This is a genomic window from Paenibacillus faecis, assembly GCF_008084145.1.
Taxonomy (GTDB): Bacteria; Bacillota; Bacilli; order Paenibacillales; family Paenibacillaceae; genus Fontibacillus; species Fontibacillus faecis.
The window spans coordinates 909,433-921,384 of record NZ_VSDO01000002.1; the positions used below are offsets into that span (position 1 = coordinate 909,433).

The window sequence follows — 11,952 nt, forward strand, 5'->3', positions numbered from 1 at the left end:
ATTGCAATATTGGTCGTAAAATATCAAAATAGAAATAGATTCAAGTCTATTCAAGGGGGATATAGGAACGCATGTGGGGGGCTCCTCGATCAGAACGCGCCAAAAGCATCATGCTGCTTGGCGGCGGTGAATTAGGCAAGGAGGTTGTCATTGAGGCACAGCGTCTCGGCCTGAAGACAATCGTGGTTGACCGGTATGAGCATGCGCCGGCGATGGGAGTAGCCCATGAGTCTTACTGTATCGATATGCTGGACGAGGAAGCGTTGAAATCGCTGATCGTCCGCGTCGCTCCGGATTTAATCGTTCCCGAAATTGAGGCGATTGCGACACGTGCGCTCGTCGAGCTGGAGCAAGATGGATTTCGCGTCATCCCGACGGCTCGCGCGGCTCGGTTGACGATGGACCGGGAAGGCATCCGGCGGCTTGCCGCCGAGGAGTTGGGACTGCCGACCGCGGCGTACCGGTTTGCCGACAGCTTGGAGGAACTCGAATCCGCGGTGGCTGAAATCGGCCTGCCGTGCGTCATCAAACCGCTGATGAGTTCCTCCGGGAAAGGGCAGAGCGTATGCCGCAGGCCGGAGGAGGTAGCCAGTTGCTGGAACGCGGCGCTGGAAGGCGCAAGGGCGAAGCAGATGCGCGTCATCGTGGAAGCCTTCGTCCCGTTCACAAGCGAAATCACCTTGTTGACGGTACGTTCTTCCACGGGAACGCTGTTCTGTCCGCCCATCGGCCATATCCAACGGGATGGGGATTATGTGGAGTCCTGGCAGCCGCATTTCATGACGGAAGCGCAGTTGGAGGAGGCTCAATCCATCGCTGCCACGATCACGGATGCGCTCGGAGGATACGGCTTGTTCGGTGTGGAGCTGTTTATTACACCGGATCGGATCGTATTCAGCGAGGTTTCGCCAAGGCCGCATGACACGGGGATGGTCACCATGGTGACGCAGGATTTGTCGGAATTCGCGCTGCATGCCCGCGCGATTCTCGGTCTGCCGATTCCTTCGGTGGAGCTTTTGACGCCCGGAGCTTCGGCTACTTTGAAATCCGACCGGGAAGGGAGAGATTTCCGGATCGGCGGTATCGGGGAGGCGTTAAGCCTGCCGCGTACGCAAGTTCGTATATTCGGCAAGCCGGATTCCAAGCCCGGCAGACGGATGGCCGTCGCGCTCAGCGCGGCCGAAGATGTTGAAACAGCCCGCAGCCGCGCGAAGCAAGCGGCAAGCTTATTAAAGGTGGTTTGGTCCAATTGAGTATTGAGGTTTGTGCTCCGACTTTGGTAATCCGTAAATGTTGCGGTGAAGATGCCCATCATATGCTTCCTTTGATGCGGCAGCTGCGCTATCCGACTACGCCGAGCGTGCTGAAGGAGCGCCTTTGCATGCTGGAGGAACATGAACAGCTCGTAAGTCTTGTCGCCGAGCTGGACGGTGTCGTGGTGGGCACCGTCTTTCTGAGACAGCACCAGACACACGATATGCCAAGACCCGTCACCCGCATTACCGCCCTGGTGGTTGACGAGAAGCACCGGGGGACCGGGATCGGCAAACGTCTGTTGCGGGAAGCCGAAAATTGGGGAAGAGAGCGGGGAAGTTCGCAGCTGCTCGTCTCCGTTGCCGGAGAGAACAATATGTCCTCGAAATCGTTCTACGAATATTCGGGCTTTTCCTGTATGGGCTACCGCCTGAGCAAGGAATTGAAATAGTCATGGAACGTCAAACGGAAGCGGCCGGGGGGATGCCCCCGAGCCGCTTCCGTTTTTGCTTCGCCAAGACTTGCCCTGGCTTTAGATCCCTGTTTTTTTTCGCACCGGGATCCAGATTTCGCTGCGATAATCGGGGGCCGTGGTGTCGGGATGCTCGTTCCAAAGGATCTCCGGTCCTTCAACGGCTTCGAAATCCGTGGAGGGGAACCATTCGGAATAGATGCGGCCCCAAACGTTTTGCAGGGTATCCGGAAAGGTGCCGACCGCTTCAAAGACGGCCCAGGTCAGGGAAGGCACCTCCAAGGCAGCGAGGTGGTTCGGCCCCTCCTGCGTTGTCGCGACCCCGATATAGTGGTCAAGCTGCCCCTGCTCGTTCAACCGGCCTTCCGAAAAATTCGCGGAAGCGCTGATGATTCCACGGGGGTCCGTATTGGACAGCCCCTTGAGCCGATCGATCGTTTCCGGATCCAAACTTTTCGCCATTTCGGCAATTTCCGGATTCACACCATGGAAGACGAGGTTCACTCTCTTTTTTAAGCCGACAATCCGAAAAGCTTCTTTCTCCACCAATCTGTAATTCATTTCGCTTCCTCCTTGAACGGTAAGTTGGAAGGTCATCCGCGGATAGGCTTTGAGCAAAGATCCTCGGGACTTGGCTTCCGAAGGGAGGATGCCGTGCATCGATTGAAAGGCTCTGGCAAACGAATCCGGGGAAGCGTAGCCGTACTTCATGGCGATGTCGATAATCCTCGCCTGGGAACTGCCAAGCTCCAATCCGGCGAGCGTCAGTCTTCTCCTGCGGATGTATTCCGATAGCGGGATTCCCGCCAGAAAGGAGAACATTCGCTTGAAGTGGTATTCCGAGCACAAGGCCAGCCGGGCCGCTTCCTGGTAATCGATTTCGCCGGTGAGCCGGTCCTCGATGTACCGCATCGCTTTGTTCATAGATTGAATTGTATCCATCAGGTCGACCTCCTTGGTTTTAGAATAACGGAAAAAACCTTGCCGCACCCGACGATCGGTGCACGGTTTTGCAGGATATGAAAAAAACCGTTAAGCCTCCATGCGGACGGTTAACGGTTATGTTCACGTTTAGTTGGCGATGTAGTAAGGATGCTGCTCCAGTGTGGTCGAGGCTCCCTGACGAATACAATAGTTACGCCGGTAGGTCTCCATCTCACCGCGAAAAACAAGTTTCAAAGAAGAACAGGTGTTTAAATCGTCGGGCGTCGTCAACCCCGCGGACTTATTGAGCAGCTTGACCCCGGCTTTCTGGAAAACGCTGCATACGAATTGGGAACAAAAGTAGGCGTTCTCTCCGCCCAGTTCCATATTCAACACAATGCCCAAAATGCCGAGAAAATTATATTTGTACATATCGCCGTTTTCTTCAAACTGCCGGACGTAGGCTCTCATTTTATTGTAGGTTTCCAGATCGACGGTGTAGCTGTATACCGCGCAGGTCGCCCGCTCGAAAACCCGGGAGCGGACATTCTCTTTCACGAAGCCGCCGAACATCGGGAGCAAGGGGTGCTTGCGGCCGAAGCTGTACATTTCCCGCAGCCCCGGATCGAACGCGATGGACGCGTGATTATACGGGGCTTTAGTATAAAAGCCGATCATTTTCGCAACAACAGTATTAGGATTGCTTAACAGAATATAAATCTGTTTCTCATTTTTCATATTAGGTTTCAACCGCCATTTAATTATTGGTTATGTAAAAAACAAGCAACGGGTTTTCCATTTGATATTAACATGGTACTGCCTTCGGGGGAATAGCAAAACCGACCGGAGACGGAAATTATACTGGACCAAGGTCGTGGACCCGTCCGCCATCCCTTGCGGGGACCGCATTTACAAATAACGGACGATGCGATAAAATCGGGGGGAAATTAGGGGGTACGCCTAAAGTGATAAAAGAGTAGAGGATGGTCTTCGATGTACAAAATGATTTTGGCGGATGACGAAGAGGACGTTAGGGAAGGCCTGCTGCAGTTGATAGATTGGGAAAGTCTCGGATTTCAGGTGATGGATACCGCCGAGAACGGCAAGGAAGCTGTAGAGTTGGTGGAGAAGCATTTGCCCGACATCGTGGTGACGGATATTCAGATGCCGTTTATGAACGGTCTCGAGCTTTCCGAATGGATCCGGGAGACCTATCCGGCCATGAAGATCATTATTCTTACCGGCTTTGAGGAATTCGAGTATGCGCAAAAGGCCATTCGTCTCGGCATCGACGAGTATGTGCTGAAGCCGTTTTCTTCCGCGGAACTCGCCGCGGTCCTCGGAAAGGTCAAGGCGCAGATCGATGAGGAGCGGGCGGAAAAGGAGAATGTGCAGCTGCTGACCGAGCATTATCGCAAAAATTTGCCGATACTGCAAAGCTTGTTTCTATCCAGCCTGGTCTCCCGGCGTCTGCCTAAGGCGGAGATTCGGGAAAAAAGCAAGTCATACGGCCTGAACCTGGACGGGCAAGGCTACCTGATTGCCGCGCTGCGGATCGATTCCGTTCAACTGCCGGAAGAAGCGGTTCGAGAACCGGGGACCTCGCTGTCGCTCCGCGAAACCCAGGATACGCAGCTGCAGTTGTTTGCCGTACTGAATATCGCTTCGGAACTCGTCGGCAGAGATCATCCGGGGAATCAAGTGTTTATTCATCATGACGAAATCGTGCTGCTTCGTGTTTTTGACAGCGCTATCAGTCCGGACGACGAGGGGATCGCCGCGCGAACGCTGCAGCTGTTGGAAGAAATCCGCTTTAGTGTGGAACGTTTTTTGAAGCTTACGGTTACCATAGGCGTCGGCTCGATCAGAACCGATATCGGCGAAGTGTTTGCGTCATACCAGGAAGCGCAGCGGGCGCTGGATTACCGGTTGGTCTTGGGGAGCGGGAAGGTGATATGGATTCAAGATGTGGAGGCGAGGCAGCTCGTCCCTTTTACGTTCGATGAGGTGAAGGAAAAGGAGCTGATCCGCGTCCTTAAAGTCGGCAGCGACGAAGAATTGGAGGAGTTGCTGGAGAAGCTGTTCAGCGGCCTGCTGGACAGCCGTATCTCATACCAGGATTATCAGGTGTATCTCCTGATGATGTTCACGGCGATCGTGAAGGCGTCGCAGGAGGTGCACGCGGATATGGACAAGCTGTTCGGGGAGAGCTCGTTGTTTCTGGGACAGATGTCCAAGCTCAAGCACGCGGCCGAGGCGAAGGATTGGTTCACGAAAATATGCCTCACCTTAAAGCACTCGATTGCCAGCGAGCGGCAAACCAGCTACAACCGGCTGGTTGAGGAAGCCAAAGCTTACATTCAAGCCCACTACGGTGAGAGCGACATTTCCATCGCCAAAGTATGCAAGCAGCTTCATATCAGTACGGGCTATTTCAGCGGTATTTTCAAAAAAGAGACGAAGACGACCTTCGTCAATTACTTGATGGGAGTCCGTATGGAGGCGGCCCGGCATCTGCTGCGAACGACCGATCTCAAATCGTTTGAAATCGCGGAACGGGTCGGCTTTGCCGATCCGAACTATTTCAGCTTCTGCTTCCGGAAGAAATTCGGGATCTCTCCGAAAGAGTACCGGAATGGAGCCGGCGGGCTATGAAGTGGACGCGGGCGATCGCCCGATTGCTCAAGGGCTTCCATTTTAGAAAGATCCAGGTGTTGATCTCGTTCTCATCGATTACGATAACGATTCTAGCCGTCGTTCTGGTCAGTTTTCTGCTGTTCAACCGATTTACCAAGGTGGCGGAAGAGAACGCCTATCTTAACCTCGGTCAAATCATCGAACAGGTCAACGCAAACCTGGAAATGTACGTGAGCGGGATGCAGGATATTTTTCAAGTCGCACAGGACAAAATGAGCGAAGCTTCCGACATCACGGATGAGCCGAAGCTGAAGGAGCAGCTCGAAACGCTGTTGGGAACGAGGCAGGACCTGGTGTCCATCGCGCTCTTTACGACAGAGGGCGAGCTCGTGCGGGGCGTGCCGGCATACCCGATGCGGCGGAATACCCGGCTGACCGAACAATCCTGGTTCGAATCCGCACTCCGCAATCCGGAAGAACTGCAGTTTTCGCCGCCGCATATTCAGAACCTGTTTAAGTCCGAATATCGCTGGGTGGTGTCCATGAGCCGGCTGATCACTTACCGGGACAACTCCCGGGATCAAGAAGGCGTGCTTGTAATGGACATCAACTTTCGAACGATCGATGAACTGAGCCAGCGGGTCAGCCTGGGTAAAAAAGGATATGTTTATATCATCGACAGCGTCGGCAACATCGTCTATCACCCGCAGCAGCAGCTCATTTACGCCGGGTTGAAATATGAGAATATCGAGCCGGTGCTGAACTACGCCTATGGAAGCTATGTGGATGAAACGGAGGGCGAACAGCGGCTGATCACGATTCAAACGGTAAAACCGGCCGGCTGGAAAATCGTCGGCGTCGCCTATGCCGAAGAATTTCTCACGACGCGAAAAGAGCTGGGCGGCTTTTTGTACGGCTTTCTTTTGGCGGCCATCGCGGTTATTCTGGTTATCAACCTGTACGTTTCCGCACGGATTTCGCAGCCGATTCGGCGGCTGGAGCGCTCCGTCAAAATGGTGGAAAAAGGGGATTTCGGCACCAGCGTGCATGTCGGCGGGGCGTACGAGGTGGAGCAGCTTTCCAAGCGGTTCAATCTTATGCTGCGCCGGATCCGGGAGCTGATGGACCAGATTATCCGCGAACAGGAAGCAAAAAGGAAGAGCGAGCTGGATGTGCTGCAGTCCCAGATCAATCCCCACTTCCTCTACAACACGCTGAATTCGGTAACCCGAATGGCGGAGCTCGGGCGGACGGAAGAAGTGGTGACGACGATCACATCGCTGTCCCGGTTTTTCCGCATCAGCCTGAGCAAGGGGGATCACATCATCACCGTTAGGGACGAACTGGAGCATATCCGGCACTACCTCATTATCCAGACGATCCGGTTCAAGAACAAATTCACCTATGAAATTCACGCTGAGGAGGGGACGCTGGATTGCCTCACCCTGAAGCTGATTTTGCAGCCGCTGGTGGAGAACGCGATTCATCACGGGATCGAAAAATCGGCCGAAGCCGGGTTTATCGGAGTATATGCCCGGTTTGCCGAGGATCATCTCGAGCTGATCGTCAAGGACAACGGGATCGGGATGACGGAGGAAACCCTGGGCAAACTCCTGTCCGGCGGCATCCGGAGCGAGAAAGGTTCCGGCGTCGGCGTGACCAACGTCCAGGAGCGCGTCAGCCTCTATTATGGCAAACCGTACGGCCTGTATTTCGAGAGCGAGCCGGAAGAGGGGACAAGCGTTACAATCAAGCTGCCGATCGTGAGGGCCGAAAATCCGGAAAATACGGATAAGCCGGGAAAAGGAGGGGAGAACGGATGAAGCTTGGCTTGAATACGGCAAAGGGCGTATTGCTCGGTTTGCTGCTGCTGCCGTTGTCGGCTTCCTGCGCTCCCGACGGTAACGGCCCGATGGACGAGCGGCCGATGAGGGTCGATATGATCGTGAAAATGGACCGAGGCGACTACTGGAACACGATCCGCATGGGCGCGGAGGTGGCGGCCAAAGAATTCAATGTCAAGCTGAACTTTATCGCCCCGGATAACGAGAACGACTATAAAGAGCAGATCCGGTTGATGGAGGAATCGATCAAGCGCAAGCCGGATGCGATCGTGCTGGCGGCAAGCGATTACGAGGCGTTGGGGCAGGTTACCGACAGGACCTCTTACGCCGATATTCCGGTGGTTTCGATGGATTCCGAGGTGGCTTCCACCAAGGTGAAAACCTATGTCGGCACCAACAATTACGAAGCCGGACAGAAGGCGGCCCAGCGTTTGGTCGAACTGACCGGAAAAGAAAGCGAAATCGCCATCGTTAACTTTGTGAAAGGCGCCCGGAATGCGGATCAGCGGGAGGAAGGTTTTTTGGATTACGTAGCCCGGTTTCCCGGGATCTCGGTCGTGGACATCCAATATTGCGGCTCGGACGAGGAGCTGGCCTATCGGCTGACCCGGCGGATTCTCGAGAAGCATCCGGGGCTGGACGGACTGGTTTCATTGAGCGCGGAATCCTCCATCGGCGCGGGTCGCGCGGTGGTCGAACTCGGCTTAGGCGGAACATTAAAGCTGATCGCGTTTGACAATCCGCCGGAGATGCTGGAATTGCTTCAGGAGGAGACCGTTCACGCGATGGTGGTGCAAAACCCGTTCAACAACGGCTATATGGCGGTCAGCGCCGCGGTAAAGGCGGCCCGGGGCGAACGGCTGGAGGACCGCATTCCGACCGACACCAAGCTGATCGACCTCGACAATATGCTGTGGCCGGAAAATCAGAAGCTGCTGTTCCCCTTCGTGAAATAAGCATTCGTGAAATAAAGCATTAGAAGAAATTTGGCGGATAACGCCTTTTTTCGGTGTCCTGTTGATCGAAGCGACTCCCCGTAACCGGGGAGTATTTTTTTTGCGCCGGGGTAAATTACAGGAGAACCTATTTTTTATATCCATAGAAAGGGAGGGAGACGGATGAGTGAAAAAGATATGCTGCATACCGGTACGATGGACACGACCCGGGTATTGGAAGATTTGTGGTGCGTCCGAACGCTGATGGTCAATGTCGGCTTCGCGGGCCGTCCGGATCGCGGGGACTGGATTATGATCGACACGGGGCTTGGCCCTTTCCGAAACGCCCTGATCGGGGAGGCGGATCGGTTGTTCGGCCGGCCGCCGCAGGCGATCGTGCTGACGCACGGACACTTCGATCATGTCGGCAATGTCAAGGAGCTGGCCGATTTGTGGGGGATTCCGGTTTATGCTCACGTGCTGGAGTTCCCCTATCTTACCGGTTTGGAAGACTATCCGGAAGGGGATCCCACGGTGGGAGGCGGTCTGATGGCGGGCGTCGCGCCGGCGTATCCCAACCGGGCGATCGATCTCAAGGACCGGCTGCTGCCATTGCCGGAGGACGGCCGGGTTCCGGGCGCTCCCGAATGGCGCTGGATTCCGACGCCGGGACACAGCCCGGGGCATGTATCCTTGTTCCGGGAACGGGATAAGGCGATGCTTGCCGGCGATGCGTTCATCACCGTCAAGCAGGAATCCGCCTTGGCCGTCATGAAACAGGAGCGGGAGCTGCACGGGCCGCCGATGTACTTCACGCCGGATTGGGAACATGCGAAGGAATCGGTGCGGAAGCTTGCGGCTCTATTCCCGGAAGTAGCCTTGACGGGACATGGCCAGCCGATGAGCGGGCGGGATTTGCAGTTCGGGTTGAATCGGCTCGCCGAGCATTTCGATGAGCTGGCGGTGCCCGAACAGGGAAGATATGTGAACGATAACGAGAAGGCCTAGGGAAATCCCGGCCTTCTTTTTTTAGGATTTAATCTCATGAGAATTTTAATAGAACATCTGAGGATTTTAGATTCGCAAGCGCGGGGAAACCAGGCATAATGAAAACGTATCCAAAAGGATAAATAAAGATAACTCAAATCAGTTCAGGAGGTCATTTATATGAAAAAAATCGGATCTGCACTATTGGCTGCGGCACTCCTCGGAGGAGTACTTGCCGGTTGCTCCGCCGGTGGCGGAGGCAAAGAAAGCGGCGGTAACGGAGCCGCGGAACCGAAAGTCGGCGTAGCGATCTATAAATTTGACGACACCTTTATGACCGGCGTGCGCAACTCGATCGAGAAGAACGCAAGCGGCATCGCCAAGGTGGATATCGTCGACAGCCAAAACTCCCAGCCTACCCAGAACGATAAAATCGACTTGTTCCTGACGAAGAAGACGAATGCCCTGATCGTTAACCCGGTGGACAGAACGGCCGCAGGCGTCATTATCGATAAAGCGAAAGCCAAGGAAACCCCGGTGGTTTTCCTCAACCGCGAACCGCTGCCGGAAGATATGAAGAAGTGGGATAAAGTCTACTACGTCGGTGCGAAAGCCGAAGAATCCGGCACGCTTTCCGGCCAAATCGTCGTCGATTACTGGAAAGCCAATCCGAAGGCGGATAAGAACGGCGACGGCGTTCTCCAATACGTCATGCTGAAAGGCGAGCCTGGGCACCAAGACGCCGAGCTGCGGACCCAGTATTCGATTCAGGCGGTGGAAGACGCCGGGATCAAGGTCGAGAAAGTGGCCGAAGACACGGCGATGTGGGACCGCGTCAAAGGCCAAGAGAAAATGGCCGCTTTCCTGGCCGCGAACGGCGACAAAATCGAAGCCGTCTTTGCCAACAACGACGATATGGCTCTCGGCGCGATCGAAGCTCTGAAAGCCGCGGGTTATTTCACAGGCGACAAGTATATGCCGGTTGTGGGCGTTGATGCCACCGCTCCGGCGCTGCAAGCTCTCGAGCAAGGCACGATGCTCGGCACCGTTCTCAACGACGCCGAAAACCAAGGCAAAGCTGCGGTCACCCTGGCTTCCCTGCTGGCCAAAGGCGGCGAAGTGAACAAGGACAGCGTAGGTTTCGAGATTACCGACAATCAATACGTGTGGATTCCGTACCAAAAAGTAACGAAAGAAAACGCAGCGCAATTTAAGTAAACCGCTGCGGCTGCAGCAGGACTTCTCATCATTATTGGAAATGGGAGGTTCGGGCCTGACGGTGCGAGCCTCCTTTTTTTGAGATCGGCGAATGTAAGGATAGCGGTTATGGAGGAAACGCTTGCTGTGCCTCTGCAGGTATAGAAAAGAATAGGGGGCGTTGAGAATGACAGCTTCGAAATATGCATTGGAAATGAAGGAGATCTCCAAGGAATTCCCCGGCGTCAAGGCGCTGGATGGAGTGACGCTGCAAGTACGGCCCGGAACGGTCCATGCCCTGATGGGCGAGAACGGGGCGGGTAAATCGACATTGATGAAATGCCTGTTCGGGATTTATGAACCCGACGGGGGCGAAATTTATTTGGACGGGCAAAAAGCCGATATCAACAACTCCAGCGATGCGCTTCGTCTCGGAGTCTCCATGATTCACCAGGAATTGCACCCGGTGCCGTTCCGCAATGTGATGGAAAATATATGGCTCGGCCGGTTCCCGATGAAAGGCGCGGGTCCCTTCAAAATTGTGGACCATAAGAAAATGTACCGGGACACGGAAGAGCTGTTTAAACAATTAGATTTGGATTTAGACCCGGATACGCTGGTCGGACAATTGTCGGTTTCCAAGATCCAGTCGATCGAAATCGCGAAAGCGGTTTCCTTTCATTCGCGGGTCATCGTAATGGATGAACCGACGTCCTCCTTGACGAGTGTGGAAGTGGAGCATCTGTTCCGGATTATTAACGATCTGAAAAGACGCGGCGTCGCCATTATTTATATCTCCCACAAGATGGAGGAAATATTGCGGATATCCGATGATGTCACCATCATGCGCGACGGGAAGAAGATCGGGACCTGGCCGGCTATGGAAATGACCACGGATCTGATCATCTCGAAAATGGTGGGGCGGGACCTGACCCAGCGTTTCCCGGATCGTCACAATACGCCGAACGGCGTCATTCTGAAGGTCGAAGGTTTGACCTCCCCCGATCCGAAGTCGTTTAAAAATGTGTCCTTCGAGCTCCGTAAAGGCGAGATTCTCGGGGTGGGCGGACTGGTCGGCGCACAGCGGACCGAGCTGATCGAGGCGCTGTTCGGCCTCCGTGAAATCAAAAGCGGGACGATTTCGATCAACGGCAAAGAAGTGAAGATCCGCAGCGCCGGAGACGCCAAACGTCACGGGCTTGCCCTGCTGACGGAGGAACGGCGAACGACGGGGATTTTCCCGGTATTGTCCGTTCACGAAAATGCGGCGATCGCCAATATGAGCCGCTACGTCAAACCGTACGGGTTGCTGGATGAACGGCGCAAAAAAGAAGAGGTCGACAAGATGGTCGCCAAGCTGCGGACCAAAACACCCACCACGAAAACGTTGATTATGAATTTGTCGGGAGGGAATCAGCAGAAAGTGCTGCTCGCACGCTGGCTGTTGACCGAACCGGAGATCCTCCTGCTGGACGAACCGACGCGGGGGATCGACGTAGGCGCCAAGTATGAGATATATTCCATCATTGCGGATTTGGCGCAGCAGGGCAAAAGCATCATTATGATTTCCTCCGAAATGCCGGAACTGTTAGGTATGTCGGACCGGGTGATGGTCATGTCCGAAGGCCGCTTGACGGGAATATTGGAAGGCAGCAAAGCGTCGGAAGAAGAAATCATGCGTTTGGCGGCCCAGCACTAAGGC

Annotated in this window: 10 protein-coding genes; 8 read left to right on the forward strand and 2 right to left on the reverse strand. The window is 54.6% G+C overall.

What is annotated here, in order from left to right:
- The first annotated feature begins 71 nt into the window (after window positions 1-71).
- Together purT and FRY98_RS12085 are read left to right on the forward strand one after the other, a co-directional pair.
- Entirely contained in the window at window positions 72-1,253 is a 1,182-nt protein-coding gene (purT, locus tag FRY98_RS12080; protein WP_148452025.1) for a formate-dependent phosphoribosylglycinamide formyltransferase, read from the forward strand.
- A 62-nt stretch (window positions 1,254-1,315) separates the two neighbouring features.
- Entirely contained in the window at window positions 1,316-1,705 is a 390-nt protein-coding gene (locus FRY98_RS12085; protein WP_148452027.1) for a GNAT family N-acetyltransferase, read from the forward strand.
- An 81-nt stretch (window positions 1,706-1,786) separates the two neighbouring features.
- Here the strand turns inward: FRY98_RS12085 and FRY98_RS12090 are convergent, their stop codons facing one another.
- Together FRY98_RS12090 and FRY98_RS12095 are read right to left on the reverse strand one after the other, a co-directional pair.
- Entirely contained in the window at window positions 1,787-2,668 is an 882-nt protein-coding gene (locus FRY98_RS12090; protein ID WP_148452029.1) for an AraC family transcriptional regulator, read from the reverse strand.
- A gap of 129 nt (window positions 2,669-2,797) precedes the next feature.
- The gene (locus FRY98_RS12095) at window positions 2,798-3,388 is read right to left on the reverse strand and encodes a C40 family peptidase (protein WP_148452031.1); all 591 of its coding nucleotides are present in this window, start codon (window positions 3,386-3,388) and stop codon (window positions 2,798-2,800) included.
- 255 nt (window positions 3,389-3,643) lie between these two features.
- Here FRY98_RS12095 and FRY98_RS12100 point away from each other — a divergent pair, with 255 nt between their 5' ends.
- From FRY98_RS12100 to FRY98_RS12125, 6 genes are all read left to right on the forward strand, one after another.
- Entirely contained in the window at window positions 3,644-5,305 is a 1,662-nt protein-coding gene (locus FRY98_RS12100; protein WP_148452033.1) for a response regulator, read from the forward strand.
- Window positions 5,302-7,110, forward strand: coding sequence for a cache domain-containing sensor histidine kinase (locus tag FRY98_RS12105; protein ID WP_148452035.1), 1,809 nt, complete (start codon window positions 5,302-5,304; stop codon window positions 7,108-7,110). The genes FRY98_RS12100 and FRY98_RS12105 overlap by 4 nt, the downstream gene beginning before the upstream one ends.
- On the forward strand, window positions 7,107-8,087 hold the full coding sequence (locus FRY98_RS12110) for a substrate-binding domain-containing protein (RefSeq protein WP_249043386.1): 981 nt from the start codon (window positions 7,107-7,109) through the stop codon (window positions 8,085-8,087). The genes FRY98_RS12105 and FRY98_RS12110 overlap by 4 nt, the downstream gene beginning before the upstream one ends.
- Before the next feature lie 162 nt (window positions 8,088-8,249).
- The gene (locus tag FRY98_RS12115; protein ID WP_148452037.1) at window positions 8,250-9,074 is read left to right on the forward strand and encodes an MBL fold metallo-hydrolase; all 825 of its coding nucleotides are present in this window, start codon (window positions 8,250-8,252) and stop codon (window positions 9,072-9,074) included.
- Between the two features lie 159 nt (window positions 9,075-9,233).
- Window positions 9,234-10,271 (forward strand): galactose ABC transporter substrate-binding protein, encoded by a 1,038-nt coding sequence (locus FRY98_RS12120; protein ID WP_148452039.1) that lies wholly within the window; start codon window positions 9,234-9,236, stop codon window positions 10,269-10,271.
- 166 nt (window positions 10,272-10,437) lie between these two features.
- Entirely contained in the window at window positions 10,438-11,949 is a 1,512-nt protein-coding gene (locus tag FRY98_RS12125) for a sugar ABC transporter ATP-binding protein (RefSeq protein WP_148452041.1), read from the forward strand.
- Window positions 11,950-11,952 lie beyond the last annotated feature (3 nt).

Bases quoted from the DNA above. Each gene is read 5' to 3' on its own strand.
- purT (WP_148452025.1), top strand. From the start codon at position 72: ATGTGGGGGGCTCCTCGATCAGAACGCGCCAAAAGCATCATGCTGCTT.
- FRY98_RS12085 (WP_148452027.1), top strand. From the start codon at position 1,316: ATGCTTCCTTTGATGCGGCAGCTGCGCTATCCGACTACGCCGAGCGTG.
- FRY98_RS12090 (WP_148452029.1), bottom strand. From the start codon at position 2,668: ATGGATACAATTCAATCTATGAACAAAGCGATGCGGTACATCGAGGAC.
- FRY98_RS12095 (WP_148452031.1), bottom strand. From the start codon at position 3,388: ATGAAAAATGAGAAACAGATTTATATTCTGTTAAGCAATCCTAATACT.
- FRY98_RS12100 (WP_148452033.1), top strand. From the start codon at position 3,644: ATGTACAAAATGATTTTGGCGGATGACGAAGAGGACGTTAGGGAAGGC.
- FRY98_RS12105 (WP_148452035.1), top strand. From the start codon at position 5,302: ATGAAGTGGACGCGGGCGATCGCCCGATTGCTCAAGGGCTTCCATTTT.
- FRY98_RS12110 (WP_249043386.1), top strand. From the start codon at position 7,107: ATGAAGCTTGGCTTGAATACGGCAAAGGGCGTATTGCTCGGTTTGCTG.
- FRY98_RS12115 (WP_148452037.1), top strand. From the start codon at position 8,250: ATGAGTGAAAAAGATATGCTGCATACCGGTACGATGGACACGACCCGG.
- FRY98_RS12120 (WP_148452039.1), top strand. From the start codon at position 9,234: ATGAAAAAAATCGGATCTGCACTATTGGCTGCGGCACTCCTCGGAGGA.
- FRY98_RS12125 (WP_148452041.1), top strand. From the start codon at position 10,438: ATGACAGCTTCGAAATATGCATTGGAAATGAAGGAGATCTCCAAGGAA.